Source organism: Nocardioides sp. FY1077, from assembly GCF_058681775.1.
In genome coordinates, this window is record NZ_JBZWDB010000003.1 from 358,747 (window position 1) to 385,459 (window position 26,713).

Consider the following 26,713-nt stretch of genomic DNA (forward strand, 5'->3'; position numbering starts at 1 on the left):
CGCCGATGCGCCGGACGCGACCCGGTGGGGTCCGCCGGACCGCCGCCGCGGGCGTCAGTGCGATTCGTGGAAGCCCAGCTTGCTCATGACCACGAAGACCACGCCGGCGCCCAGCACGATGGCCAGACCGATGTAGAAGATGGTCATGCTGACCGGCTGCAGCATCAGGCCCACGCCGCCCACCACGAAGCCGATCAGACCCACCACGACCGCGCTCCAGGCTGCGGGGGTGTTGCCGTGGTTGTCAGACATCAGGGGCTCCTCGGGGTGCGGCGCTCGGGTCGGTGTCGACGCTGGACGTCGGGGTCAGTGTAGGGCGCTCGCCCGGGGTCTCAGGCGGTCGGGTCGCGGCCCTCGTCGATGGCCTTCCACAGGTCGAGGTTGCTCGCCTCGTCGGGGGCGACCCGGGCCGGTGCGCTCCCGCCGCGGGGGGTGTCGTAGCGGCTGCCCATCTCGGGCCAGCCCCTGACGAGACGGACCGCCGGCACCGTCGCCAGCACCGCCAGCAGCGCGCCGACCACGCCGCCGACCGCCCACGCGGTGTGCTCGGTGGGGGTCGCCGAGGCGGCCGCGCCCCCGCCGAGGGCGTCGCGCACGGCGTCGTCGAGGGTGAGCCACGCCGACCCGGCGGCCACCAGCGCCGCCACCGCGGCCAGCGCCCCCAGCACCGCGACGGCCCGCCGCACCCGGCCGCGGGTCACCAGCAGCACGCCCCAGCAGGCCAGCACCACCAGGGCGAACGACGTGACGACCGGCGCCTCCCCCGCCTCGACACCGGTCGCCGCCTGGCCCACGGCGGCGTCGAGGGCCGAGACGCTGCCGTCCTGCGGCACCACCCACGCCCGGGCGCCGGCCACCGCGGCCAGGCCGGCCGAGGCGAGGCCGACCAGCACCGAGGGACCGAACAGGCGACGGGCGGTACTGCGGGGCGCGTCCGCGGTGGGCCGGGTGGGCTCGGACGGCGAGGTCGGGGCGGGGCCGGAGGCCTCAGCCACGGGACGCCTCGACGGCGGCCGGCAGCAGGTCGGCGTCGAAGCAGGTGCGGTCACCGGTGTGGCAGGCCACCCCGACCTGGTCGACCTTCACCAGGAGCGTGTCGCCGTCGCAGTCGAGGCGCACCTCGTGGACCCACTGCAGGTGGCCCGACGTGTCGCCCTTCACCCAGTACTCCCCGCGCGAGCGCGACCAGTACGTCGCCCGCCCGGTGGTCAGGGTGCGGGCCAGGGCCTCGTCGTCCATCCACCCGAGCATCAGGACCTCGCCGGTGTCGTGCTGCTGCACCACGGCCGGCACCAGCCCGTCGGTGGTGCGCTTGAGGCGGGCGGCGATGTCGGGGTCGAGGGTGGTCACCCCGCCAGTATCGCGGACCGGGCCACCCCTCCCCCACGCCGGCCGGACCGGACCGCTCGGCGGGGTCAGTGGGACTGCTGCGCCACCCAGGAGGCGTGCAGGCCGGCGTAGATCGAGCCGGCCTGGCCGACCAGCTCGCGGTGGGGACCGCGCTGCACGACGCGGCCCTGGTCGACGACCACCACCTCGTCGGCACCCTCGGCCGTGGAGAGCCGGTGGGCGATGGTGACCGACGTGCGTCCGCTCATCAGCCGCTCCAGGGCGCGCCCGATCCGCATCTCGAGCGCCGGGTCGACGGCGCTGGTGGCCTCGTCGAGCACCAGCAGGTCGGGGTCGGCGAGGTGGGCGCGCAGCAGCGCCACGAGCTGGCGCTCACCGGCCGACAGCGACTCACCGCGCTGGCCCACACGGGTGTCGAGGCCGTCGGGGAGCCCCGCGAGCCAGTCACCGAGGCCGAGCTCGTCGGCGCTGGCCACGATGTCGTCGCGCCCGGCGTCGAGGCGGCCGTAGCGCACGTTGGCCGCGATGGTGTCGTCGAACAGGAAGCCCTCCTGCGGCACCAGCACGACGCTGCTGCGCAGGGTGGCCTCGGCGAGGTCGCGGACGTCGACGCCGTCGAGCAGCACCCGGCCCTCGGAGGGGTCCATCAGCCGGGTGAGCAGCTTGGCGAACGTCGACTTGCCCGACCCGGTCTCCCCCACGATCGCCACCCGCAGGCCGGCGGCGACCTCGAGGCTGACGTCGTGCAGCACCGGCGGGCCGGTGGGGTAGGCGAAGGTGACGTGGTCGAAGCGCACGTCGATGGGGCCGAGGGGCAGGTCGACGCCGTCGGCGCCGGGGTCGACGAGGTCGGCGGGCGTGTCCAGGATGCCGATGACGCGGCGCCAGCCGGCGATGGCGTTCTGGGCGTCGGTGAGGATCTGGGTGCCGAGCTGCACGGGCCCGACGAACAGCGTGACGAGGAAGGCGAACGCCAGCACCTCACCGGCGCTGATGTCGTCGGCGAAGCCCAGCCAGATGCCGACAACGATCACGCCGGCGTTGGCCAGCCCGGCGGAGACACCGCCGAGGGAGAACGACACGGCGGTGAAGCCCTGGGCGCGGGTGCTGGCGGCCTTGTGGGCGTCGATGGCCTCGTCGATGCGGCGCTGGGTGCGGGCCTGCACGGCGTAGGAGCGCACGACGGCGGCGCCGACCACCGGCTCGGCGATCGCCGACAGCATCAGGCCGACCTGGCGTCGTACGGTGCCGTAGGCCTCCGACAGCTTGCGCTGGAAGAAGCGCAGCGACAGGAACAGCGGGGCGAAGGCCAGCCACACGACGGCGGCGAGCTGCCAGCTGTAGACGACCATGACGATCGTGGCGATGAGCACCTGCCCGACGCTGACGACGAACAGCAGCCCGCCGAAGACCAGGAACTGGCTGACCTGGTCGACGTCGCTGGTGACGCGGGAGACCAGCGCGCCGCGGCGCTCGGTGTCCTGGGTGAGCAGCGGCAGGTCGTGCACGTGGCGGAACGCCTTGACCCGCAGCGTGGCCAGGCCGCGCTCGGAGACCGTGAAGAGCCGGGTCGTCATGGCGTAGGAGGCCCAGCTGGTGACCACCAGCGCCAGGGCCGCCGCGACACCCATCCACACCGTGAACGACACGTCGGGTCCGCCGGCGGAGCCGAGGCCGCGGTCGAGGGTCTGCTGCACCGCCACCGGCACGATGACCTGGCCCACGGAGGCCAGCACCGCGAGGAGCAGGGTGCCGCGGATGCCGTCGGTGAGCTCGGGTGAGTGGTGCACGCCGCGACGGATGGTCTCCATCGCCCCCATCTCCTCGCCGGTGTCGAGGGACGTGGTCACCCGGGCGGCGTCGGGCGCGGGGTCGGCGGGGTCGGCGGCGGCGCGGCTGGTGTCGGTGGCGCTCACGAGGTGGCTCCGGTCGGGACGTCGGTGGGCAGGTCGCCGTCGGGCGCCTGCTCGTAGGCGTTGACGAGCTCGGCGTAGGCCGGGCTGCGGCCGAGGAGCTCGCGGTGGGTGCCGCGGTCGACGATGCGACCGCCCTCGAGGTGCACCACCTCGTCGGCCAGGCCGATGGTGGCCTTGCGGTAGGCCACCACGAGCAGGCTGGCGCCGCTCGCCCCGCCGGCGCCGCCGCGCAGGGCGGCCAGGATGCGCGCCTCGACCTCGGGGTCGACCGCCGAGGTGGCGTCGTCGAGCACCATCAGGCGCGGACGACGGACGAGCGCGCGGGCCAGCGACAGCCGCTGGCGCTGGCCGCCGGACAGCGACGTGCCGCGCTCGCCGAGGCGGGTGTCGAGGCCGTGGGGCAGCGCGGCGACGAAGCCGTCGGCCTGCGCGGCCCGCAGCGCGGCCCACACCTGCTCGTCGTCGACGTCGGCACCGAGCGCGACGTTGCCGCGCACGGTGTCGTCGAACAGGAAGGCGGTCTGCGGCACGACCGAGACGGTGCGGGCGAGCTCGCCGGCGGCGAGGTCGCGCAGGTCGGTGCCGTCGAGGACGACGCGGCCGGCGTCGGGGTCGACCAGGCGGGTGACCAGGGAGGTGAGGGTGCTCTTGCCCGAGGCCGTGGCGCCGACGAGGGCGACCGTGCGACCGGGCTCCACGGTGAACGACACGTCGCGCAGCAGGGGCTGGGCGGGGTCGTAGGCGTAGGCGAGCCCGTCGACCTCGAGCCGGGCACCGCCCGGCGACCCGGCGTCGGCGTGCGGCCGCCCGGGACCGGCGGCCACGGCGTCGCCGTACTGCATCTCGCCGGTGGCGTCGATGACCGAGGAGACCCGGCGGAACCCGACGACGCTGCGCGGGAACTCCCCCAGCAGCCAGCCGATGGAGCGGATGGGGAACGACACGATGGTGAGCAGGTAGGCCACGGTCACCACGTCGCCGGCGTCGGTGGCGCCGGTCATCACCCGCTGCACCCCGACGGCGAGGACGATCAGCACGCCCAGGTTGGGCAGCGCGGCGAGGGTGGGGTCGAACGCCGCCCGGATGCGCCCAGCGCGGATGTTGACGTCGCGCAGCTCCTCGGCCTTGGCGGCGAAGCGGGCGGTCTCCTGCGGCTCGCGACCCAGGGTCTTGACCACCATGGCGCCGTCGAAGGACTCGTGGGCGATCTCGCTGACCTCGGCGCGCAGCTGCTGGGCGCGGGTCATCAGCGGCGAGGCGAGCCGCTGGTAGGCGAGGTTGGCGGCAATGACCGCCGGGAACACCAGCAGCCCGACCATCGCGAGCACCAGGTCGGCGACCAGCATCTGCACCACCGCGATCACCATCATCGCCACCGTGCCGACCGCCATCGGCAGCGGCGCGATGGGGCCCCAGGCGGCCTCGACGTCGGAGTTGGCGTTGGAGAGCAGCTGGCCGGTGGGGTGGCGCTGGTGCCACTCCATGGGCAGCCGGAGGTACTGCCGGGTCACCGCGCGCCGGGTGTGGGCCTGCATGCGGTACTGCATGATGCCGGCGCCGAGGCGACGCGCCACGATGCCGACCGCCCGCAGGATGGCCACGCCCAGGAACAGCGCCAGCACCGCCCACAGCAGCCCGCCGCTGATCTCGCCGGTGCGGAACGCGGGCAGGACGGCGTTGTCGGTCGCCCAGCCGAGCACCCACGCGTCGGCCACGGTGAGGGCGCCGAACAGCACGCTGCCCAGCGTGGAGAGCGTGAAGATCCAGGGCTCGCGCCGGATGGCAACCCACAGGACGCCGAAGCCGTCGCGGGTGGTCGAACGCCGCGAGGCGGCCATCTCGGCGGCGTCGCGGTCGATCGTCTCCTGGGTCGCGCTCACCGTCGTGACACCTGCCGTGCTCCTCTGCGTCGTGCGATCGGGCCGTGGGTCAACCCCCCGCCCTCGGCACGGTATTCCCCGCCACCGACGACACCGCCATCCCCGTGGTCGACCACGACGTACGCCCCTGCGACACCGCGCGGCACCCAGCGTCTCGACGTGGGCTGCGCGCCCTGCTCGACCAAACGATGGGGGGCCTGCGTTGCGCGCCCTGCTCGACCTGCGACGGGGCCGGTGCGGTGAGCCGTGCCCCGTCATCGGACCCGGCTCGCCTCGGTGGTCGAGTGCCGAGGAGCCCTTCGAGACGCTCGCTGCGCTCGCTCCTCAGGAACCACGCCAGCGACGAGGTGTATCGAGACCACTACCGTCCGCCGGGGACTGGACCGGGGCAGGTACCAGCGCTGGCTGCGGGGGTTTCGACACGGGCGCTGCGCGCCCTGCTCAACCAACGAGCCGCCGCCCGCCTCGGTGGTCGAGTGCCGAGGAGCGCCAGCGACGAGGTGTATCGAGACCACCCGACCCTCCGCGGGGGGGCTGTCCCCAGGCAGGTACCAGCGCCGGCGACAGGGGTTTCGACACGGGCGCTGCACGCCCTGCTCAACCAACGGGCTGACTTCGGTGGTCGAGTGCCGAGGAGCCCTTCGAGACGCTCGCTGCGCTCGCTCCTCAGGAACCACGCCAGCGACGAGGTGTATCGAGACCACGGAACCATCCGCTGGGACGCGCCCAGGTCAGGTACCGGCGCGGGCTGCGGAGGTTTCGACACGGGCGCTAGCGCGCCCTGCTCAACCAACGAACGGGGGCCGGGCGCTGCGCGCCGTACGCGACGACCGACGACCGACGAGGGCGCGGTCAGGTGAGGTGGGTGGTGCCGCTCGGGTCGACGGCGTACCGGTGCCCGTGAGGACTGACCCACTCGTAAGCCGCGGCGGCGGTGCGGGTGTAGGTCCAGCCGTCGTGGGTCTTGGCCCGGTGATGTCGTCGACACAACGACGCCAGGTTGGCAGTAGCCGTCTGGCCGGGTGGGCCGCCGTCACTCAGCGCTCGGTACGGGTTGATGTGGTCGACGTCGGATGACCGGGCTGGGCGGGTGCAGTGCGGAAAGCGGCAGGTGCCGTCACGCTGCACCACCTGCTCGCGGAGTCGGTCGGGGACCTCGTAGGCGTCCGTGCGCACCTGCTCGGCGAGGTCGAGGACCGGGCGAACGGTCACCGAGGTGGCGCTGGCGGCGCACCAGGTCTTGACCTGGTCGGCGGTCACGAACGAGCGGGTCTTCTCGACCCGGGCGAGGTGCAGGTCGGAGTCGTCGGTGAGGGCGGCCTCGCTGAGGTGGACGTGAAGCACGACCTGGCGCGCCGGACGCCGCCGCTGCGGCGTCCGGTCTGCCTCGGTGTCGTCGCGGGTCAGGTCGAGGGCCGTCTGGGCGCGAGCGATCTCACCGACCGCCATCGCGCGGCGGGCGTCCAGCGACTCGGTGCACCCGAGGTCGGCCAGCTGCGCCGCGCAGTGCGCGACCGCGGCATCCAGGTCCAGCGCGTCAGCGAGGTCGAGGTCGCCCTGCACGTGCATGGTGCCGAACACCGACACCTGCGAGGTGTCCACGTCGAAGCACCGGTCGTCGGCCGCCTTCGCGGCCCGCACCCCCGCCTGCACGGGGTCGTGACGGACGATCGCTTCGTCGACCAACCGGTCGAGCGCGCGGTACCCGGTCTTGGACGCCACCGGGGCCACGTGGCGGTCCACGAACGCTGCCGCGGACGGGCACAGGGCAAGCGTCTGCTCCGCCACCCGGCGAGCCCGCCACACCTGCACGTCACCCGCGGTCACCCGGGACCACAGCCGCGGAAGACGGTGAGCGATCTCGAGGGCGTGACCGACGTACCGCATCCCGGCGTCGCTGGACATGCCCAGTGCGGCAGCCAGCTCCACCACCGCGAACTCCGAGACCAGCGGGGCGCCGTCGCCGGCGACCGCCAGCTGGCGGTCGGTGCCGGGCACGGTCGCTGCGTCCTCGAGCACGTCGTCGTACAGCTCCAGGGCGTTGGCTGCCGCCCACTTCACCGTGGTCACCATCAGGGCCGTCTCCGCTGCATCAGCCGCCCGGCGGTGGCCCAGCGCCGCGGTCAGGAGCGCGTCGGTCGACGCGTCCTGGCGGCGGTGGCGGAGGGGGCTGGGCATGCCCTCATTCTACTCGAACACACGTTCGAGTGCAGTGGTTCTCCACCGGTCGATCGCCCTGGTTGCGGGGTCTCGATACACCTCGTCGCTGGCGCTCCTCGGCACTCGACCAACGAGGGGCCTGGGGGTTTCGATACACCTCGACCAGCGAATGGCGTGGGGTCTCGACACACCTCGTCGCTGGCGTGGTTCCTGAGGAGCGAGCGCAGCGAGCGTCTCGACGGGCTCCTCGGCACTCGACCGGCGACAGTCCAGCGGTCTCGACACCGGCGAGCGGCGGTCGGGTCAGCGGACGGGGTGGCCCTCGGCGGCGAGGGCGTTCTTGACCTCGCCGATGCGCAGGGTGCCGAAGTGGAAGACGGTGGCGGCGAGCACGGCGTCGGCGCCGGCGTCGACGGCGGGGGGGAAGTGCTCGAGGCGCCCGGCGCCGCCGGAGGCGATCACGGGGACGCCGACCTCGCGACGCACGGCCGCGACCAGGTCGAGGTCGAAGCCGTCCTGGGTGCCGTCGGCGTCCATGGCGTTGAGCAGGATCTCCCCCGCGCCGAGCTCGGCGGCCCGGACGGCCCAGCCGACGGCGTCGAGGCCGGCCGACTGCCGTCCGCCGTGGGTGGTGACCTCGAAGCCCGAGTCGGTGCCCGGCGCACGCCGCGCGTCGACCGACAGCACCAGCACCTGGTTGCCGAAGCGGTCGGCGATCTCGGAGACCAGCTCCGGACGGCGGATCGCGGCGGTGTTGACCGCCACCTTGTCGGCGCCCGCGCGCAGCAGCCGGTCGACGTCCTCGACCGAGGAGATGCCGCCGCCGACGGTGAGCGGGATGAACACCTCCTCCGCGCAGCGCGAGACCACCTCCATCGTGGTGGCACGGCCCTGGTGGGAGGCGGAGATGTCGAGGAACGTCAGCTCGTCGGCGCCCTCGGCGTCGTAGGTGCGCGCCAGCTCCACGGGGTCGCCGGCGTCGCGCAGCTCGAGGAAGTTGATGCCCTTGACCACCCGGCCGCCGTCGACGTCGAGGCACGGGATGACCCGCACCGCCAGGCTCACGGGCGGGTCCCTGCGGTGTCGGGACGGGTCAGCGCGAGGGCGTCGACCAGGGTGAACCGGCCCTCGTAGAGCGCGGTGCCGATGATGGCGCCCTCGACGCCGAGGTCGACCAGGCCCATTAGGGCCTCCAGGTCGCCCAGCTCGGTGATCCCGCCGGAGGCCACCACGGGGCGGTCGGTGAGGCCGCAGACCTCGCGCAGCAGGTCGAGGTTGGGGCCCTGCAGCATGCCGTCCTTGTTGACGTCGGTGACGACGTAGCGGGCGCAGCCCTCGGCGTCGAGGCGGGCCAGCACGTCGTGCAGGTCGCCGCCGTCGCGCGTCCAGCCGCGCGCGGCGAGCGTGCGCCCGCGCACGTCGAGGCCCACGGCCACCCGGTCGCCGTGCTCGGCGATCGCCCGGGCGCACCACGCGGGCTGCTCGAGCGCGGCCGTGCCGATGTTGACCCGGCGGCAGCCGGTGGCCATCGCGGCCGCCAGCGACTCGTCGTCGCGGATCCCGCCGCTCATCTCGACGTCGATGTCGAGGGCGCCGACGATCTGCGCCTGCAGCTCGCGGTTGTGGCCGCGACCGAAGGCGGCGTCGAGGTCGACGAGGTGGATCCACTCCGCGCCGGCCTCCTGCCAGCGCAGGGCGGCCTCGACGGGGTCGCCGAAGCGCTTCTCGGAGCCGGCGACGCCCTGCACCAGCTGCACCGCCTGGCCGCCGGCGATGTCGACGGCGGGGAGGAGCTCGAGGTGGTCGGACACAGAGGTGCTCCTAGTGGTCGTCAGCGGGTACGGCGGATCCGCGGCGGGGCGGGCCAGGCACGGGTCAGGGGGACGGGTCAGGCCCCCGCGCCGAGCGCGGAGACCCAGTTTCGCAGCAGCGCGGCGCCGGCGTCGCCGGACTTCTCGGGGTGGAACTGCGTGGCCGACAGCGGGCCGTTCTCCACCGCGGCGACGAACCGGTCGCCGCCGTGCTCGGCCCAGGTGACCAGCGGCGCGGCGGTGCGGTCGTTGGTGACCAGGCGCCAGTCGCGCACGCCGTAGGAGTGCACGAAGTAGAACCGCTCCTGCTCGATGCCGGCGAACAGCGTCGAGCCCTCGGGCGCCTCCACGTCGTTCCACCCCATGTGGGGGACGACGGGTGCCTGCAGCTTCTCCACCACGCCGGGCCACTCGTCGCAACCGGCGGTCTCCACGCCGTGCTCGACACCGCGGGCGAAGAGCACCTGCATGCCGACGCAGACGCCCAGCACGGGACGTCCGCCGGCCAGGCGACGCCCGATGATGCGCTCGCCGCGCACCGCGCGCAGGCCCGCCATGCAGGCGGCGTACGCCCCGACCCCGGGCACGACGAGGCCGTCGGCCTCCAGCGCGGTGTCGAAGTCGGAGGTCAGCACCACGTCGGCGCCCGTGCGCTCGACGGCGCGCACCGCGGAGCGCAGGTTGCCCGAGCCGTAGTCGAGGACGACGACCGTCGGGGCGCTCAGAGCGAGCCCTTGGTGGAGGGCACGCCGGTCTCGCGCGGGTCGAGGGCCACCGCGTCGCGGAAGGCGCGCGCGAAGGCCTTGAACTGGGTCTCCACGATGTGGTGGGGCTCGCGCCCGGCCAGCACCCGCACGTGCAGCGCGAGGTGGCCGTGGAACGCGATCGACTCGAAGACGTGCTGGGTCAGCGAGCCGAGGTAGCCCACGCCGGAGCCGCCGAGCGAGACGTAGGCCTGGCCCTCGGGCTCGCCGGTGTGCACGCAGTAGGGACGCCCGGAGACGTCGACGACGGCCTGCACCAGCGCCTCGTCGAGCGGCACGGTGGCGTCGCCGAAGCGGCGTACGCCCTGCTTGTCACCGAGCGCCTGGCGCAGCGCCTGGCCCAGCGCGATCGCGGTGTCCTCGACGGTGTGGTGGGCGTCGATGTGCACGTCGCCGGAGGTGCGCACGGTGAGGTCGACCAGGCTGTGGCGGGAGAAGGCGGTGAGCATGTGGTCGAAGAACCCCACGCCCGTCGAGACGTCGTGGCGCCCCGTGCCGTCGAGGTCGACCTCGACCACCACGGTCGACTCGCTGGTCGCGCGCTCGACGCGTCCTGTCCTGCTCATCAGCTGACCTCTTCCCTGCCCTGACCGGTGCCGGTGCCCGTGACCTCCACGAGCGCCTGCTTGAACGTCGTCATCTCCGCGGGTGTTCCGATCGAGACCCGCAGCCACCCCTGCGGGCCCACCTCGCGGATCAGCACGCCTCGCTCGACCAGCCCCTGCCACACCGCGTGCCGGTCGGCGAAGCGGCCGAACAGCGCGAAGTTGGCGTCGGTGTCGGCGACCTCGTGGCCCTGCGCGCGCAGCCAGGTGACGGTGGCGTCGCGCTCGGCGCGCAGCTCGTCGACGCGCCCGAGCAGCTCGGGGGCGTGCCGCAGCGCGGCCAGCGCCACGGCCTGGGTGACCGCGGAGAGGTGGTAGGGCAGGCGCACGACGCGGATCGCGTCGCAGATCGCGGGGTCGGCGGCGAGGTAGCCCAGGCGGGCCCCGGCCAGGGCGAACGCCTTGCTCATCGTGCGGCTCACCACGAGGTTGCGGTGGTCCGGCAGCAGCTCGAGCGCGCTCGGGGTGCCGTCGCGGCGGAACTCGCCGTACGCCTCGTCGACCACCAGCAGGCCGTCGTGGCCGTCGGCGACCAGCGCCTCGCACAGCATGCCGACCGCCTCGGGCGGCAGCGCCGTGCCGGTGGGGTTGTTCGGGCTCGGCAGCAGCACCACGGCGGGACGCTGCTCCAGCACCAGGTCGCGGGCGCGGTCGAGGTCGAGGGTGAAGTCGTCCTCGCGGCGTCCCTGCACCCAGGTGGTGAGCGAGTCACGGGCGTACTCGGGGTACATCGAGTACGTCGGGGCGAAGCTGAGCGCCGAGCGCCCGGGCCCGCCGAAGGCCTGCAGCAGCTGCAGCATCACCTCGTTGGAGCCGTTGGCGGCCCACACCTGCTCCGGCACGACGCCGTGGGGGGTGTCGCGCGAGAGGTACGCCGCCAGGGCGGTGCGCAGCTCCACCGCCTCCCGGTCGGGGTAGCGGTTGAGCGTGGTCGCGGCGCGGGCCACCGCGTCGGCCATGTCGGCCACGCAGGCCGGCGAGGGGCCGTAGGGGTTCTCGTTGACGTTGAGCTGGACCGGCGCCTGGTCGAGGGTCAGCTGCGGGGCGCCGTACGGCTCGAGGCCGCGCAGCTCCTCGCGCAGCGGGGGGAACACCGCGCCCTACCCGGCGGGCTGCGACGACGTCGCGTCGAAGCGCACCCGCACGGCCGCGCCGTGGCCCGGCAGGTCCTCGGCCTCGGCGAGGTCGACGACGTGGTCGGCCACCGCCGCGAGGCCCTCGCGGGTGTAGTCGACGACGTGCACGGCCTTCAGGAAGGAGCGCACCGAGAGCCCCGAGGAGTGGCAGGAGCAGCCGGCCGTGGGCAGCACGTGGTTGGAGCCGGCGCAGTAGTCGCCCAGCGAGACCGGGGCGTAGGGCCCGACGAAGATCGCGCCGGCGTTGCGCACCCGCGCGGCCCACGACGCGGCGTCACGGGTCTGCACCTCGAGGTGCTCGGCGCCGTACGCGTCGACGACGGCCAGGCCCTGCTCGAGGTCGTCGACCAGCACGATGCCCGACTGCTCCCCCGACAGCGACGTGCGCACCCGCTCGGCGTGGCGGGTCACCGCCACCTGCTTGTCGAGCTCGGCCTCGACGTCGTCGGCGAGCTGCTCGGAGGTGGTGACCAGCACGCTGGAGGCCATCGGGTCGTGCTCGGACTGGCTCAGCAGGTCGGCGGCGACGAAGGCCGCCTCGGCGGTGTCGTCGGCCAGCACGGCGATCTCGGTGGGGCCCGCCTCGGAGTCGATGCCGACGACGCCCTTGAGCAGGCGCTTGGCCGCCACGGTGTAGATGGCGCCGGGCCCGGTGACCATGTCGACGCGGCGGCACGGGCCGGCGCCGTAGGCGAACATGGCCACCGCCTGGGCCCCGCCCACGGCGTAGACCTCCTCGATGCCCAGCAGTGCGCACGCCGCGAGGATGGTCGGGTGGGGCAGGCCGCCGAAGTCCTTCTGCGGGCTGGAGGTGAGCGCGATGGACTCCACGCCCGCCACCTGGGCCGGCACGACGTTCATCACGACGCTGGAGACCAGCGGGGCGATGCCGCCCGGCACGTAGAGCCCGACCCGGGTGATCGGCACCATGCGCTTGGAGACCCGGGCGCCGGGGGCCAGCTCGACGGTGCCCGACTCCTCCATCTCGGCCTCGCAGGTCATCCGCAGCCGGCGCACCGACTCCTCCAGCGCACGGCGCACCGCGGGGTCGAGCCCGGCGAGCGCCTCGGCCAGCGCGGCCGGCGGCACGACGATGTCGTCGGTGCGCACGCCGTCGAACTTCTCGCTGTACTCGGTGATCGCCGCGACGCCGCGCTCGCGCACGTCGTCGCAGATGGGACGCACGACATGCATCGCGGCCTCGACGTCGAACTCGGCACGCGGCACCGCCGTGCGGTAGTCGACGGGGGCGGCGCCGTCGGCGGCAGCCCCACGCAGGTCGATCCGACGAATCATGCCCCGATCCTACGAGCACCGCACCGCACGGCCCGAACCGGCGACCCGGCGTGGAACGACACCCGAGGCACTAGGGTCGGGACGTGACCGACGCGCTGCCGATGTTCCCGCTGAACTCGGTGCTGTTCCCCGGTGTCAGCGTGCCGCTGACGGTCTTCGAGGACCGCTACCGCGCCCTGGTGCACCACCTGCTGCGCGAGCCCGACCCGACCGCCCGGGTCTTCGGCTCCGTGGGCATCCGTGAGGGCTACGAGGTGGGCGACCACGGCGCCCAGTCGCTCTACCGCGTCGGCGTGCGGGTGCAGCTCACCGAGGTGGAGGCCCACCCCGACGGCACCTTCGACGTCGTCGCCGTGGGCCTCGACCGCATCGGCCTCGACCGCCTCGACACCTCCGGGCCGTTCCCCGTGGGCCACGTGCACGACCTGCCCGAGGGCGGTACGCCGGTGGCCGACGACCTGCTCGAGCGCTCCCGCGCGACCTTCTCGGCCTACCGCGCCGCGCTCGCCGAGATCAGCGTCGACCCCTACACCGGGTCGCTGCCGCGCGACCCGGCGTACCTGTCGTGGACGCTGGCCGCCTGCGCCCCGCTGCCGATGTCGGAGCGTCAGGCGCTGCTCGAGGCCGACGACGCCGCCGCACGGCTGGGCCTGGTGACCGACCTGCTGCGCACCGAGCTGCAGGCGATGAACGTGATCCCGTCGCTGCCGGCCACCCAGGTGGCCCGCACGCGCTGGTCGCCGAACTGAGGCGCGCCGTGGCGAAGCGTTCGAGCGGGGGCACCCCGGCCACGCTGGCGCTGACCCGCGCCGGCATCGCGTTCACCGCCCACCCCTACGCCCACGACCCGCGCGCGGAGTCGTACGGGCTGGAGGCCGCGGCGGCGCTCGGCGTGGCACCCGAGCGGGTGCTCAAGACGCTGCTGGCCGACGTGGACGGGCGCCTGGTGGTCGGCGTCGTGCCGGTCTCGGGCCGCCTCGACCTGAAGGCCCTGGCCCGTGCCGTCGGCGGGAGCCGGGCGGCGCTGGCCCCGCCCGCCGACGCCGAGCGCGCCACCGGCTACGTCGTGGGCGGGATCTCGCCGGTGGGCCAGCGGCGCACGCTGACGACCGTCGTCGACGACACCGCGCTCAGCCACCCCACCGTCTTCGTCTCCGGGGGGCGGCGCGGGCTCGACGTCGAGCTGGCCCCCGGCGACCTGGTCGCCGTCACCGGCGCCACCACCGCGCCGGTCGCCCGCACGTGAGACGCCCCGCCCACGACCGAGGTCGTGGGCGGGGCGCAGGACCCGTTCCGGCCGTGGCGGGCCGGGGCGGGGCGGGTCAGTCCTCGTCGGTGGAGACGCGCAGCACGCTGTGCAGCACGTCGTCCTCGACGGTGCCGGTCACGCCGACGGCGCGCAGCGGCTCGAGGTTGTCCATCAGCTCGTCGTCGCCCTCGCCGCCGAGGGAGGTCAGGAACTCCTCCACCACGGGGGTGACCTCGTCGAGGTTGACGAACAGCACGGACGCCGCGGCGTCGCCCTCGCTGACCACGGAGCGGTAGACCTCGCTGTCGGCGAGCGGGTCGTCACCGCCGACGACGGTCTCGAGGTAGGACTCGTCGAGGCCCAGCGCGACCACGTCGTCGCCGGAGGCCGACTTCAGGGTCTCGGCCTCGGCCCCCAGGGGGCCGTCCTGCAGCTTCTGGAGGACGGCGTCGACGTCCTCCTCGCTGCCGCTGACGGCGAGCGCGACCGGGATGCTGCTGCCGTCGCCGGACAGGTCGTCGGGGCCGAAGCCGCTGCCGAGCACGAGCGCGGCGGAGTCACCGAGCAGGGCCTCGACGTCGGCGGGCAGGTCGAGGCCGACCTCACCGGCCATCTCCTCCACGCTGTCGCGGGTGAGCATGCCGCCCGACAGGGTCTCGACCTGGTCGAGGGCGTCGCCGAACCAGCCCTCCTGGAAGCCCACGCCGAGCGCGGCCACGGTGTCGGCGGGCAGCTGGTCGACGATGTCGCCCCCGCTCCCGGAGCCCAGCAACGCGCCGCCGCCGAACATGGCGGCGTCACCGGCCGACTCCACCTCGAGCGCGGCGTCCTCGAAGCGCACCACCACCGCGGCGCCCGCGAAGTCCTCGAACCGCTCGGCCACCTCCGGCGGCACCTCGTCGCCGCCGAGGTCGTCCTCCTCGACCGCGCTGGTCGAGGAGCCGAACAGCGGGGCCTCCCCCGACGTGGCGCCCATCGGGGGCACGACGCCGCCGAACGGGCCGCCGGACACCTCCGCGAGGTACTCACCGGCCTCGGGCGCGGCGTACATGGTCACGATGCCGTCACCGCCGGCCTCGTCGGTCCAGCGCTGGAAGTCCTCGTCGTCGGAGAGCCGGCCCTCGCCGGACTGGTCGACGACCTCCTGGGCGATCTCGGTGGTCTCGGCGACCACCATCCAGTCGCCGTCGGTCACCCAGCCGGCCGGCTCGTCGTCCTCGGTCTCGCCCCCGGTGTCGCCCTCGCTCGAGCCGGCGTCGCACTCGGCGAGCGTCTCGATGGCGTCCTCGACGGCACCGGAGTCCTGCACCTCGACGACCACGACGGGCGACGGCTGGTCCTCGCCGGTCGGCACGGCGCCGAACGCCGCCCGGTCGCCCAGGGCGTCGCTGACCTGCTCGGCGTCGAGGGCCTCGCAGTCGGCCTCCTCGCGCACGAGCTCGACCAGGCGCTGCTTGACGTCGATGTCGGAGACGTCGCCACCGAGGTCGAGCTCCTCGCGCAGCGCGGGGAACTTGCGCAGCGTCTCGAGCGCCTCGACCTTCTGCTCGCCGCTGGGGTCGAGGTCGACGCCGACGTAGCCGATCGTGGTGGCCGGCAGGCCCTCGGCCGCCGACGGCCCGCTGCCGAAGTACCACATCGCGCCGAACGCCGCGGCGCCGCCGAGACCGAGCAGGGCCGCGCCTCCCCCGGCCACCGCCGCGACCTTCTTGCCTCCGCGGCGACGCGGGACGCGGTCACCGCCGCCGCTCTCGAGCACCTCCGGACGACCGGGGGGCGGGCCCTGGGGCGGGGGGCCGGTGGGGAACTGGTTCGACACGGTGGTGCTCCCTGGCTCGGGGACGGCGGGCGGCGTCCGCGAGGTCGTGACGCCGCGCGAAGCCTACCCAGGAAAGGCCGGTCCAACCCGGCCTTCACCGGATCGTCACCTCCGCCGTGGCGGGCGCCCGGTCAGGCGCGCGGCGACCGCTTGGCGACGCCCACGAAGGCGAGCAGCAGGCCGACCAGGGCGCCGGCCGGCCAGACCAGGTAGGCCACCGGGCCGGCGACGTCGAGGGACGTGAGCAGCTCGTCACCCTCGGCGGCGGAGCGGGCCAGCACCGTCGGGTCGGGCGGGCCGAGCGCGGAGCCGAGCGTCGACATCAGCACCGCGGCGAGGCAGGCGCCCACCACGACCGCGGCGAGCGTCACCGTCTCGACCCGGTCGAGGAACAGGCTGGCGAGGAGACCGAGGACCACGGCCGCCGGGAACGCGACGGCCACGAACAGGCCGGTGCCGGTGAACTGGCTGCGCAGCCCCGGGAGGTCGTAGAACCCCTCGGCGTCGACGATCGCGAAGCGGCCCTCGACCACCCGCCCGACCGAGGGCTCCCACAGCTGGTGCCACAGCCAGCCGCCGGCGAGGCCTGCGAGCGCGAACAGCGTCACCACGACGAGTGCCTCCACCGCGGCGCGCCGCCAGCCGGCACGGCCCCCGGCCACCGCGGCGACCCCGGCCGGGACGCCGGCCGGGGTGGCGCCGGCGGGCGACCCGCTGGTCAGCCGGTCAGGCACCCGGGCCCCAGCAGCTGCTTGAGGTCGGCGAAGAGCGCCGGGGTGACCGTGACGCGCAGCCGGTCGTCGAGGCGCATCACCTTGGTGGCCTCGCGGGTCAGCAGGCGCAGGCGCACCTCGGTGAGGCCGGGGTGGGTGGCCAGCACGTCGCGCAGCTGCTCGATCACCGGCGGCGTGCACCGGGTGGAGGGCATCGAGATGACCACCGGCCCGGCGGGGCCGTCGGAGATGTCGGGCACCGACACCTCCTGGCCGTGGATCTCGGGCTGGTCCTTGCTGCGCGAGAGCCGGCCCTTCACCGTGAGGATCGCGTCCTCGACCAGCAGCGTGCTGGCCAGCTGGTAGGAGCTGGGGAACAGCAGCACGTCGATGGCCCCGTCGAGGTCCTCCAGCGTCACCATCGCCCAGGCGTCGCCGCGCTTGGTGATCTTGCGCTGCACCGAGGTGACCAGGCCGCTGATGGTGATCGGGGAGCCGTCGGAGCGCTCCTCGTCGAGCATCAGCTGGCCGATGCTGCAGTCGCTGGCGTTGGTCAGCACGTGCTCGAGGCCGAGCAGCGGGTGGTCGGAGACGTAGAGGCCGAGCATGTCGCGCTCGTGGCCCAGCAGCGTCATCTTGTCCCACTCGTCGATCTCGGGGACCGTGACCGTGATGCCGAACGACCCGCCCGCGTCGTCGTCGAGGCCACCGAAGAGGGAGTCCTGCCCGATGGCCTCGTTGCGCTTGATGTCGACGTACTGGTCGACGGCCGTCTCGTGGATGGTCACCAGCGCCCGACGCTTGTGCTTCATCTCGTCGAAGGCGCCCGCCTTGACCAGCGACTCGATGACCCGCTTGTTGCAGACCAGCGCCGGCACCTTGTCCATGAAGTCGTTGAAGTCGAGGTAGCGGCCCTTCTCCTCGCGCCCGGCCACGATGCCGTCGACGACGTTGGCGCCGACGTTGCGCACCGCCGTCAGGCCGAAGCGGACGTCGTGGCCGACGGGGGTGAAGGTGGCCGCCGACTCGTTGACGTCGGGCGGGAGCACCTGGATCTTCATCCGTCGGCACTCGTTGAGGTAGATGGCCGACTTGTCCTTGTCGTCCTTCACCGAGGTCAGCAGGGCCGCCATGTACTCGGCGGGGAAGTTGGCCTTCAGGTACGCGGTCCAGTAGGACACCAGGCCGTACGCCGCGGAGTGGGCCTTGTTGAAGGCGTAGTCGGAGAACGGCAGCAGGATGTCCCACAGCGTCTTCACCGCGGCCATCGAGTAGCCGCGCTCCTGCATGCCGCGCGAGAAGCCCTCGAACTGCTTGTCCAGCTCGGACTTCTTCTTCTTGCCCATCGCGCGCCGCAGGATGTCGGCCTGGCCCAGGCTGTAGCCCGCGAGCTTCTGGGCGATCGCCATCACCTGCTCCTGGTAGACGATCAGGCCGTAGGTCTCGCCCAGGATGTCCTGCAGCGGCTCGGCGAGCTCGGGGTGGATGGCCTCCACCGGCTCGCGCCCGGTCTTGCGCCGCGCGTACTTGTTGTGGGAGTCGGCACCCATCGGCCCGGGCCGGTAGAGCGCGCCCACCGCGGAGATGTCCTCGAAGGTGTCGGGTCGCATGGAGCGCAGCAGCGCGCGCATCGGCCCGCCGTCGAGCTGGAAGACCCCGAGGGTGTCGCCGCGCTGCAGCAGGCGGTAGGTGGCCTCGTCGGTGAGCGGCAGCTCCTCGAGCACCACGGTCTCGCCGCGGTTGGCCGCGATGTTCTTCACCGCGTCGTCGAGGACGGTGAGGTTGCGCAGCCCGAGGAAGTCCATCTTGATCAGGCCGAGGCCCTCACACGTGGGGTAGTCGAACTGGGTGATCATCGCGCCGTCGGCGGGACGGCGCAGCAGCGGGATCACGTCGACCAGCGGCTCGCTGGACATGATCACGCCGGCGGCGTGCACGCCCCACTGGCGCTTGAGGCCCTCGATGCCGATGGCGGTGTCGACCACGCGCGCCACGTCGCGGTCGGCGTCGTAGAGCTGGCGGAACTCCCCGCCCTCGCCGTAGCGCTTGTGCTGGGGGTCGAAGATCTCCTGCAGCGGGACGTCCTTGCCCATCACCGCGGCCGGCATGGCCTTGGTGATGCGGTCGCCCATCGCGAACGGGTAGCCCAGGATGCGCGAGGAGTCCTTGACGGCCTGCTTGGCCTTGATGGTGCCGTAGGTGACGATGTAGGAGACCCGGTCGTCGCCGTACTTGTCGGTGACGTACTTGATGACCTCGCCGCGACGGCGCTCGTCGAAGTCGATGTCGAAGTCGGGCATCGAGACGCGGTCTGGGTTGAGGAAGCGCTCGAAGATCAGGCCGTGCTGGAGCGGGTCGAGGTCGGTGATCCGCATCGCGTAGGCCACCATCGAGCCGGCGCCCGACCCGCGGCCGGGGCCGACGCGGATGCCGTTGTCCTTGGCCCAGTTGATGAAGTCGGCGACGACCAGGAAGTACCCCGGGAAGCCCATCTGGGTGATCACGCCGATCTCGAACTCGGCCTGGGTGCGGACGGCGTCGGGGACGCCCGAGGGGTAGCGCACGCGCAGGCCCCGCTCGACCTCCTTGACCAGCCAGGAGTTCTCGTCCTCCCCGGGCGGGCAGGGGAAGCGCGGCATGTAGGTGCCGTTGCCCTCGGTGAACGACACGTCGCAGCGCTCGGCGATGAGCAGCGTGTTGTCGCAGGCCTCGGGGAAGTCGCGCCACACCTCGCGCATCTCGGCGGCCGACTTCAGGTAGTAGCCGTCGCCGCTGAACGCGAAGCGCTGCCCGGGACCGTCACCGGCCGGGATGTCCATGGTGGAGCCGGAGTTGATGCAGAGCAGGTGCTCCTGCGACTTCGCGTCCTCCTGGTTGACGTAGTGGGAGTCGTTGGTGGCCAGCAGCGGGATCTTCAGGTCGGCGCCGAGGCGCAGCAGGCCGTCGCGGACGCGCTTCTCGATGTCGAGGCCGTGGTCCATCAGCTCGAGGAAGTAGTTCTCCTTGCCGAGGATGTCCTGGAAGTCGCCGGCGGCCTTGCGGGCCGCCTCGTACTGGCCGTAGCGCAGGTGCACCTGCACCTCGCCCGACGGGCAGCCGGTGGTGCCGATGATGCCCTTGCCGTGCTGCGAGAGCAGCTCGCGGTCCATCCGCGGGTGCTTGAAGAACCCGTCCTGCCAGGCGCCCGTGGAGAGCCGGAACAGGTTGTGCATGCCCTCGGTGGACTCCGAGAGCAGGGTCATGTGGGTGTAGGCGCCGCGGGCCGAGACGTCGTCGGGCCCGCCGTCGTAGAAGTTGACCCCGCGCTTCTCCTTGCGGGAGATGTTGGGCGCGAAGTACGCCTCGATGCCGATGATCGGCTTCACCCCGGCCGCCTTGGCCTTGGCGTAGAACTCGTAGGCCCCGAACAGGTTGCCGTGGTCGGTCATCGCGACCGCCGGCATGCCGAGCTCGGCCGCACGGTCGGTGAGCTTGCCGAGCCGCGCGGCCCCGTCGAGCATCGAGTACTCGGTGTGCACGTGCAGGTGGACGAAGGAGTCCTGGGAGCCTGTCGACATCGTGTGCGGGAGTCCTCCGGGGTCGGGATCGGGTGCGTGGAGCAGCAGGGCGCGGCATGGCGAACGGCGCCGACCGACCTCCTGGGGGAAGGAGTCGAAGCCTACGTCAACGCGGGTCCGATCGTGCCAGCGACCACCGACACCCCGGTGCCGTCCGGCGACCGCTCAGGACCGGTCGACGGACCCCGTGCCCCACCCCGCGGCGGCGGCGTCGAGGCTCTCGGCGACCACCACGTCGACGATGCGCGCGAGCCGCTCGACGCCGAGCGCCGGGGCACGCCGGGCCATCGCCTCGGCGATGGCGCGCTCCCGCTCCGGGTCGCGGTTCTCCCCCGCGCCCCGCTCCCCCGGGCTGCGGTCGACCTTGTGCGGCTGCACCGCGGCGGTGAGCGCGACCCGGCGCGCCAGCAGGTCGCCGAGCTGCTCGTCGACCTCGTCGATGAGGCGGCGCAGGAACGCCAGCGGGTCGCGCCCGGGCCAGGCCACCCGCAGGTCGGGGGCGCGCTCCTCGTTGGCCGAGCCGTCGGTGCGCTCGAGCTCGACGAGGCCGTGGGCGCGGTAGAACGCCCGGGCCGGGGCGTTGGACTCGAAGACCCACAGGCAGAAGCCGTCGGGGCGGGTCGACCTCACCACGTCGAGCAGCAGGCTGCCGACCCCCGAGCGGGCCGCCACGGGATCGACGTACAGGTCGTCGAGCCAGTCGCCGGCCAGCGCGGCGTAGCCGACGACACGACCCGCTCCGCCGCGCCCAGCGGGCGCGCCGGCCTCCTCGTGCCCCTCGGGGTCGACGGTCTCGGCGACCCACAGCTCGCGCGCGGTGAGGTCCCAGGTGCGGAACCAGGTGCGCACGGCGTCGTCGGGGTGCACGCCGCGCGGCATCGCCGCACCCGCGGCGGCCCGGCTGCGCAGGTGCACCTCGGCGACGGCGTCGAGGTCGGCGGTGGTGCCGGGACGCACGACCACGTCGGCGGCGCTCAGCCGCCCGGGGCGCTCACGAGCCGTCACGCACGACCTCGAGGGCGTGGGCGAGGTCGGCGGGGTAGCCGGTCTCGTACTCCACGTGCTCGCCGGTGTCGGGGTGCTCGAAGCCGAGCCGCACGGCGTGCAGCCACTGGCGCTCCAGGCCGACCCGCTTGGCCAGCACGGGGTCGGCGCCGTAGGTGAGGTCGCCGACGCAGGGGTGCTTGAGGGCGGCCATGTGCACCCGGATCTGGTGGGTGCGCCCGGTCTCCAGGTGCACCTCCAGCAGGCTCGCGAACCGGTGGGCCTCGAGGGTCTCGTAGTGGGTGACGCTGGCCCGGCCGTCGGCCATCACCGCGAACTTCCAGTCCGAGCGCGGGTGCCGGCCGATGGGGGCGTCGACGGTGCCCTCCAGCGGGTCGGGGTGGCCCTGCACCAGCGCGTGGTAGGTCTTGTCGACCGTGCGGTGGCGGAAGGCGTTCTTCAGCACGGAGTAGGCGTGCTCGGACTTGCAGATCACCATCACCCCCGACGTGCCGACGTCGAGACGCTGCACGATGCCCTGGCGCTCGGAGGCACCGCTGGTGGCGATGCGGAACCCGGCGCCGGCGAGGTGGCCGACGACGGTGGGCCCGTTCCAGCCCGGCGAGGGGTGCACGGCCACGCCCACGGGCTTGTCGATCACCACGATGGAGTCGTCGTCGTGGACGATCGTGATGCCCTCGACGACCTCCGGTCGCACCACGAGGGGGTCGACGGTGCTCGGGATGGCCACCGCGACCACCGCCCCGGGCATCACCCGGTCGCTCTTGCCGACGTCGACGCCGTCGACCTGCACCAGCCCCTGGGAGACCAGGTCGGCCGCGCGGGTGCGCGACAGGCCGAACAGCCGCGCGATGACGGCGTCCACCCGCTCGCCGCCCAGGCTGTCGGGCACGCTGAGCGTGCGGTGCTCGGTCTGGGTCATCGCACGTCCCCGGTGTCGTCGGCGGTCTCGGTCTCGGTGTCGTTCTCGGTGCCCGTGTCGGCCTCCGCCTCGTGGTCGGCGTCGCGGGTGCCGTCGAGCCGCACCCCGCGGAACGCCTGCACCAGGATCAGCACCGCGGCGGCGTTGATGCAGAGGTCGGCCACGTTGAAGACCGGCCAGTTGGGCAGCATGAAGAAGTCGATGACGTGCCCGCGCAGCGGCCCGGGCTCGCGGAACAGCCGGTCGGTGAGGTTGCCGGCCACGCCGGCCAGCAGCAGGCCCAGGGCCACCGCCCAGAGCCGGGTGCGCACGCGCAGGGCCAGCACCGTCACGACGACCACCGCGACGATGGCCACGCAGCTCAGCACGACGGTGTAGTCGGTGCCGGTGCCGAAGGCCGCGCCGGGGTTCTTGATCAACCGCAGCTGGAGCACCTCGCCGAGCACCTCGACGTCCGCGCGGCCCTCGAGGCGGTCGGCGGCGACCACCTTGCTGCTCAGGTCGACGGCGTACGCCGCCAGGGCGACCGCGGCCAGGAGCAGCCTGCTGCGGGCCCGCGTCGAGGGTCGACCGGTGGTGCTGTCGGGACCTATCGACGTTCCTCGCGCTGCTTGCATGTCATGCACAGTGTGGCACGCGGAAAAGCCATCAGCCGATTCTTGCCGACCGCCTGCTCGCACGACTCGCAGACACCGTAGGTGCCGTCGTCGATGCGCCCCATGGCCCGGTCGATCTGGGCGAGCTTGTCGCGCTCCACGTTCAGCACGGTGAGCTCGTGGTCGCGCTCGAAGCTGCTGGCGCCCATGTCGGCCTGGTCCTGCCCGGAGCCGTCACCGGAATCGCGCATGAGCCCGTTGAGCTCCGACTCCTGCTGCTCGACGACGGCGCTGGCGTGGGCGCGCTGCTCGGCCAGCTCGGTCTGCACCTCGGCGAGCTCGTCGGGCGTCCAGTCGCTCTCGCCCTCGAGGACGACGAGGTCGCCGGCCTGGGTGGCGCTGGTCTTGGCTGCTGCCTTCTTCACGGGACGCCTTCGGGGCAGGGGCGGTGGTCGCCGGTTCGGTCGGGGTCACCGCGGCGGATCACCCACCTGACGGGCCGCGGTGAGCAGGAGGGTAGCGGGGGCTCGCGACAGGGGGAAACCCCGCCACCCCGAGGGGTGGGACAGCGGTGGCGGGCCGGGAACGACGGCACGGCCGACCCCCGAGGGGATCGGCCGTGCCGGTGGTGCGTGTGCGCCGGGGCGCAGGGTCAGGACTCGTCCTCGCCGAGGATGGAGCGCAGGCGCTTGGGCGCCGGCGCCTCCTCGGCCGGGGCGGCGCTCTCGGCGCCGTTGTGCAGGGCCTCGAGCTGCTGGGTGAAGTAGCTCTTCAGGCGCGAGCGGTACTCGCGCTCGAAGGACCGCAGGTTCTCCACCTCGCTGCTGAGCTTGTCGCGCTCGCGCTCGAGGTCGCCGAACATCTGCTGGCGACGCTCGGCGGTCTCGGAGTCGAGCATCGACGCGCGGGTGCGGGCGTCGGCCTCCATGCGGTCGGCCTTGGACTTCGACTCCGACTCGAGCCGCTCGGCCTTGGTGCGGGCCTCGCCGACGATCTTGTCGGCGTCGTTCTTCGCCTCGTCGACGAGCTCGTCGGCGTTGCGGGTGGCCAGCTCGAGCAGGCGGGCGGCAGCGTTGGAGGCCTGCGGCACCGTCTGGACCCGGATGGTCTCCGAGGGAGGGGTCGCAGCGACCGGGGCGGCGACGGGAGCAGGGGTGACCGGCGGCGCCGCGGCGGGGGCGGGGGCCGGGGTCGGCTCCGGCTTCGACTCGGGAACGGGCACGGCCTGGGTGGCCGGCGTCGGCGCCGAGGACCCGGAGCCGGACTGGGCCGAGGCGAGCTTGGCGCGCAGCTCCTCGTTCTCGTTGGTCAGCCGGGCGAGCTCGGCCTCCACCTCGTCGAGGAACTGGTCGACCTCTCCCATGTCGTAGCCCTCGCGCAGCCGGACGGGCGTAAAGCGCTTGTTGCTCACGTCCTCAGGCGTCAGTGGCATGACCTCACCCAATTCTCAGTTCGTCGTGTGCGTGTGGATCGCAGGGGTCACGTGGGCGACGCCTGCGACGTTCCCGGAGACAATAGCGCCTGAGGTGGGGCGCGTGGGACAGGCGGGTCGTCGGCGGGACCGGCGGCCCGGCGCGGCCCTCAGTAGACGCCGAACAGCGAGTCGTTGAGGTTGAGCAGCAGCCACGCGATCACGAGGACCAGCAGGAAGCTCAGGTCGAGGGCGATGCTCCCCAGCCGCAGCGGCGGGATGAACCGGCGCAGCGCCTTGATGGGCGGGTCGGTGACGGAGTAGACCGCCTCGAGCACGACCAGCACGGGCCCGCGGGGACTCCACGAGCGGGCGAACACCATCACCCAGTCGACGACGAACCGCACCCACATGCAGGCGAGGAAGAAGAACAGGATCCAGTGGATGACGGAACCGGCGATCTGCACGTCGGTGTCTACTCCTGTCGGCGGGCGGACCCGTCGCGGTGACGAGCCTCAGCTCTGGTTGAAGAACCCGCCCTCGGCGATCCGCTCCTTGTCCTCGGCGGCGACCGTGACGTTGGGCGGGGAGAGCAGGAAGACCTTGTTGGTGACGCGCTCGATGGTGCCACGGGTCGCAAAGACCAGCCCGGCGGCGAAGTCGACGAGACGCTTGGCGTCGGCGTCGTCCATCTCGGAGAGGTTCATGATGACCGGGACGCCCTCGCGGAAGTTCTCCCCCACGATGCGCGCCTCGTTGTAGGTGCTCGGGTGCACCGTCGTGATGCGGGACAATTCGGCTACCACTCCCGTGGGGCCGGCGGCCGGACGGCGGCGCTCGGCGAGGTCGGACACGGACGCGGCGCGGGCCGTGGACTGGCGGGCGACCGGGGTCGCCCCGGAACGCGGGGCGGCGACCGCCTGGGTCTCCTGGGTGTGGTCCTGGGTGCCGTCGTACTCGTCGTCGTACCGACCGGTGTCCTCGAGCAGGCCGAGGTACTCGCCGATCTTGCGCATCGAGCCGCTCATGACAGTCGTCCTCCGGAACTCTGCACCCTCGACCCGGGTGGGTCGGGCGGCGCGTGACGTGCTTGACGTGTAGTCGGACCCTAACCGACCGGGGGCCGCGAACCGAGGACCGCCGACCCGACGCGCACGTGTGTCGCACCGGCCGCGACGGCCTCCTCCAGGTCGCCGCTCATGCCGGCCGAGAGCACCGTCGCGCCGGGGTGGTCGCGCAGCACCTGCTCGCGCACGGCGACCAGCCGGTCGAAGGCCCGGGCGGGCTCCTCGTCGCGCGGGGCCACCGCCATCAGCCCCCGCAGGACGAGGTGGTCGGCGGCGGCGACGCGCTCGGCCAGCGCCGCGAGGTCGGCCGGGTCGACGCCGGCGCGGCCCTCGGCGCCGGGGGCGTCGAGGCTCACCTGCACCAGCACCTCGAGCGGGCTGCCGCGCCCCTGCGCGCCCCGGTCGAGGGGACCCACGAGCTTGGCCCGGTCGAGCGACTCTACGACCGTGGCGTACGCCGCGACCGCGGCCGCCTTGTTGCTCTGCAGCCCGCCGATGAAGTGCCAGGCCAGGTCGAGGTCGGCGCACTCGGCGGCCTTGGCCTCGGCCTCCTGGTGGCGGTTCTCCCCCACGTCGGTGACCCCGAGCCCGGCCAGCAGCCGCACGTCGGAGGCGGGGAAGAACTTGGTGACGACGGTGAGCGACACGTCGTCCGGGGCGCGCCCGGCGTCGCGGCAGGCCGCGGCCAGCCGCTCGCGCACCCGGGCCAGCCCCGCCGTGAGCTCGTCGGCGCGGGCGCTCACGAGAGCCACACCACCCCGGCCAGGCGGCCGGCGTCGGCGCCGTCGCGGCGGTAGGAGTGCAGCGTGGTCTCCTCGCGGGTGCAGCCGGAGGTGGCCTCGGCGTCGAGGACCTCGACGCCGGCCCGCTGGAGCTGGGCGCGCACGCCGCGGCCGACGTCGAGCGCCGGGGTGCCCCACCGGGTCTCGGCCCAGGCCTGCGGCACCACCGCGCAGACCTCGTCGCGCATCGACGCCGGCACCTCGTAGCAGCCGCCGCACACGTGGGGACCGACCCAGGCGCGCAGGTCGTCGCGGGAGGCGCCACGGGCCACCAGCTGCTCGACCGCACGGGTGGTCACGTCGAGCACCATCCCGCCCCGGCCGGCGTGGACCACCCCGGCCACGCCGGCCCGGGCGTCGGCCAGGACGACCGGCACGCAGTCGGCGGCGCGCACCATGAGCCCCAGGCCCCGGGTGGTGGTGACCAGCGCGTCGGCGCTGGGCAGCAGCGCCGCGGCGTCCCGGGCCGGGACGTCGGAGGTCACGACCTCGCAGCCGTGCACCTGGTTGATCCGGGCGAAGCGGACCCCGCACTTCTCCTCGAGCAGGCCGAGCTGCTCGGGGAACGCCGGGCGCAGGCCCTGCAGGTCGAGGGTGGCGTCGGTGAAGGCGACGTCCACCCGGACGTCGCCCTCCACCGACCCGCGGAACCAGAACACCGACTGCGGTCGCCG

26 protein-coding genes are annotated in these 26,713 nt (G+C 73.5%); 2 read left to right on the forward strand and 24 right to left on the reverse strand.

Annotated features, from left to right (window positions below; all coding sequences use genetic code 11):
• Window positions 1–54: 54 nt before the first annotated feature.
• From AC4OR8_RS11215 to hisD, 12 genes are all read right to left on the reverse strand, one after another.
• Complete coding sequence (locus tag AC4OR8_RS11215) at window positions 55–252, reverse strand: HGxxPAAW family protein (RefSeq protein WP_492165638.1); 198 nt, start codon at window positions 250–252, stop codon at window positions 55–57.
• Between the two features lie 80 nt (window positions 253–332).
• Window positions 333–995 carry a Trp biosynthesis-associated membrane protein gene (locus AC4OR8_RS11220; RefSeq protein ID WP_492165639.1) on the reverse strand — a complete coding sequence of 221 codons (663 nt, stop codon included), beginning with the start codon at window positions 993–995 and terminating at the stop codon, window positions 333–335.
• The gene (hisI, locus tag AC4OR8_RS11225; protein ID WP_492165640.1) at window positions 988–1,350 is read right to left on the reverse strand and encodes a phosphoribosyl-AMP cyclohydrolase; all 363 of its coding nucleotides are present in this window, start codon (window positions 1,348–1,350) and stop codon (window positions 988–990) included. Before hisI ends, AC4OR8_RS11220 begins: the two co-directional genes overlap by 8 nt.
• Before the next feature lie 65 nt (window positions 1,351–1,415).
• Window positions 1,416–3,266, reverse strand: coding sequence for an ABC transporter ATP-binding protein (locus tag AC4OR8_RS11230; protein ID WP_492165641.1), 1,851 nt, complete (start codon window positions 3,264–3,266; stop codon window positions 1,416–1,418).
• Window positions 3,263–5,146, reverse strand: coding sequence for an ABC transporter ATP-binding protein (locus tag AC4OR8_RS11235; RefSeq protein ID WP_492165642.1), 1,884 nt, complete (start codon window positions 5,144–5,146; stop codon window positions 3,263–3,265). The genes AC4OR8_RS11230 and AC4OR8_RS11235 overlap by 4 nt, the downstream gene beginning before the upstream one ends.
• Window positions 5,147–5,998: 852 nt before the next feature.
• Entirely contained in the window at window positions 5,999–7,324 is a 1,326-nt protein-coding gene (locus AC4OR8_RS11240; protein WP_492165643.1) for an HNH endonuclease signature motif containing protein, read from the reverse strand.
• 285 nt (window positions 7,325–7,609) lie between these two features.
• Complete coding sequence (gene hisF / locus AC4OR8_RS11245) at window positions 7,610–8,371, reverse strand: imidazole glycerol phosphate synthase subunit HisF (RefSeq protein WP_492165644.1); 762 nt, start codon at window positions 8,369–8,371, stop codon at window positions 7,610–7,612.
• Window positions 8,368–9,117, reverse strand: a complete 750-nt coding sequence (gene priA, locus AC4OR8_RS11250; RefSeq protein WP_492165645.1) for a bifunctional 1-(5-phosphoribosyl)-5-((5-phosphoribosylamino)methylideneamino)imidazole-4-carboxamide isomerase/phosphoribosylanthranilate isomerase PriA — start codon at window positions 9,115–9,117, stop codon at window positions 8,368–8,370. Before priA ends, hisF begins: the two co-directional genes overlap by 4 nt.
• Before the next feature lie 77 nt (window positions 9,118–9,194).
• On the reverse strand, window positions 9,195–9,842 hold the full coding sequence (gene hisH / locus AC4OR8_RS11255; RefSeq protein WP_492166413.1) for an imidazole glycerol phosphate synthase subunit HisH: 648 nt from the start codon (window positions 9,840–9,842) through the stop codon (window positions 9,195–9,197).
• A complete protein-coding gene (gene hisB, locus AC4OR8_RS11260) occupies window positions 9,839–10,447 on the reverse strand; it encodes an imidazoleglycerol-phosphate dehydratase HisB (RefSeq protein WP_492165646.1) in 609 nt (202 codons plus the stop codon). Before hisB ends, hisH begins: the two co-directional genes overlap by 4 nt.
• The gene (locus AC4OR8_RS11265; RefSeq protein ID WP_492165647.1) at window positions 10,447–11,580 is read right to left on the reverse strand and encodes a histidinol-phosphate transaminase; all 1,134 of its coding nucleotides are present in this window, start codon (window positions 11,578–11,580) and stop codon (window positions 10,447–10,449) included. The genes hisB and AC4OR8_RS11265 overlap by 1 nt, the downstream gene beginning before the upstream one ends.
• A gap of 6 nt (window positions 11,581–11,586) precedes the next feature.
• On the reverse strand, window positions 11,587–12,918 hold the full coding sequence (gene hisD, locus AC4OR8_RS11270) for a histidinol dehydrogenase (RefSeq protein WP_492165648.1): 1,332 nt from the start codon (window positions 12,916–12,918) through the stop codon (window positions 11,587–11,589).
• A gap of 83 nt (window positions 12,919–13,001) precedes the next feature.
• Between hisD and AC4OR8_RS11275 the strand changes: the two genes are divergently transcribed.
• Both AC4OR8_RS11275 and ybaK read left to right on the forward strand, forming a co-directional pair.
• Entirely contained in the window at window positions 13,002–13,667 is a 666-nt protein-coding gene (locus tag AC4OR8_RS11275) for an LON peptidase substrate-binding domain-containing protein (protein WP_492165649.1), read from the forward strand.
• A gap of 8 nt (window positions 13,668–13,675) precedes the next feature.
• Window positions 13,676–14,164, forward strand: a complete 489-nt coding sequence (gene ybaK, locus AC4OR8_RS11280; protein ID WP_492165650.1) for a Cys-tRNA(Pro) deacylase — start codon at window positions 13,676–13,678, stop codon at window positions 14,162–14,164.
• Window positions 14,165–14,240: 76 nt separating this feature from the next.
• Here the strand turns inward: ybaK and AC4OR8_RS11285 are convergent, their stop codons facing one another.
• The 12 genes from AC4OR8_RS11285 to AC4OR8_RS11340 all read right to left on the reverse strand — a co-directional run bounded on the left by AC4OR8_RS11285 (window position 14,241) and on the right by AC4OR8_RS11340 (window position 26,698).
• Window positions 14,241–15,986: a hypothetical protein gene (locus AC4OR8_RS11285; RefSeq protein ID WP_492165651.1), complete on the reverse strand. Its 1,746-nt coding sequence runs from the start codon at window positions 15,984–15,986 to the stop codon at window positions 14,241–14,243.
• 131 nt (window positions 15,987–16,117) lie between these two features.
• A complete protein-coding gene (locus tag AC4OR8_RS11290) occupies window positions 16,118–16,720 on the reverse strand; it encodes a hypothetical protein (protein ID WP_492165652.1) in 603 nt (200 codons plus the stop codon).
• Window positions 16,705–20,256, reverse strand: coding sequence for a DNA polymerase III subunit alpha (gene dnaE, locus AC4OR8_RS11295; protein ID WP_492165653.1), 3,552 nt, complete (start codon window positions 20,254–20,256; stop codon window positions 16,705–16,707). Before dnaE ends, AC4OR8_RS11290 begins: the two co-directional genes overlap by 16 nt.
• Window positions 20,257–20,421: 165 nt before the next feature.
• Window positions 20,422–21,261 carry a GNAT family N-acetyltransferase gene (locus AC4OR8_RS11300; RefSeq protein WP_492165654.1) on the reverse strand — a complete coding sequence of 280 codons (840 nt, stop codon included), beginning with the start codon at window positions 21,259–21,261 and terminating at the stop codon, window positions 20,422–20,424.
• Entirely contained in the window at window positions 21,248–22,183 is a 936-nt protein-coding gene (locus tag AC4OR8_RS11305; protein WP_492165655.1) for an RluA family pseudouridine synthase, read from the reverse strand. The genes AC4OR8_RS11300 and AC4OR8_RS11305 overlap by 14 nt, the downstream gene beginning before the upstream one ends.
• A complete protein-coding gene (lspA, locus tag AC4OR8_RS11310) occupies window positions 22,180–22,800 on the reverse strand; it encodes a signal peptidase II (RefSeq protein ID WP_492165656.1) in 621 nt (206 codons plus the stop codon). Before lspA ends, AC4OR8_RS11305 begins: the two co-directional genes overlap by 4 nt.
• Window positions 22,773–23,204, reverse strand: a complete 432-nt coding sequence (locus tag AC4OR8_RS11315; protein ID WP_492165657.1) for a TraR/DksA family transcriptional regulator — start codon at window positions 23,202–23,204, stop codon at window positions 22,773–22,775. Before AC4OR8_RS11315 ends, lspA begins: the two co-directional genes overlap by 28 nt.
• 227 nt (window positions 23,205–23,431) lie before the next feature.
• Complete coding sequence (locus tag AC4OR8_RS11320) at window positions 23,432–24,211, reverse strand: DivIVA domain-containing protein (protein WP_492165658.1); 780 nt, start codon at window positions 24,209–24,211, stop codon at window positions 23,432–23,434.
• Between the two features lie 149 nt (window positions 24,212–24,360).
• The gene (locus AC4OR8_RS11325; protein WP_492165659.1) at window positions 24,361–24,657 is read right to left on the reverse strand and encodes a YggT family protein; all 297 of its coding nucleotides are present in this window, start codon (window positions 24,655–24,657) and stop codon (window positions 24,361–24,363) included.
• Window positions 24,658–24,705: 48 nt separating this feature from the next.
• The gene (locus AC4OR8_RS11330; RefSeq protein WP_492165660.1) at window positions 24,706–25,218 is read right to left on the reverse strand and encodes a cell division protein SepF; all 513 of its coding nucleotides are present in this window, start codon (window positions 25,216–25,218) and stop codon (window positions 24,706–24,708) included.
• An 80-nt stretch (window positions 25,219–25,298) separates the two neighbouring features.
• Complete coding sequence (locus AC4OR8_RS11335; RefSeq protein WP_492165661.1) at window positions 25,299–26,000, reverse strand: YggS family pyridoxal phosphate-dependent enzyme; 702 nt, start codon at window positions 25,998–26,000, stop codon at window positions 25,299–25,301.
• On the reverse strand, window positions 25,997–26,698 hold the full coding sequence (locus AC4OR8_RS11340) for a purine nucleoside phosphorylase YfiH/LACC1 family protein (protein WP_492165662.1): 702 nt from the start codon (window positions 26,696–26,698) through the stop codon (window positions 25,997–25,999). Before AC4OR8_RS11340 ends, AC4OR8_RS11335 begins: the two co-directional genes overlap by 4 nt.
• Window positions 26,699–26,713: the final 15 nt, after the last annotated feature.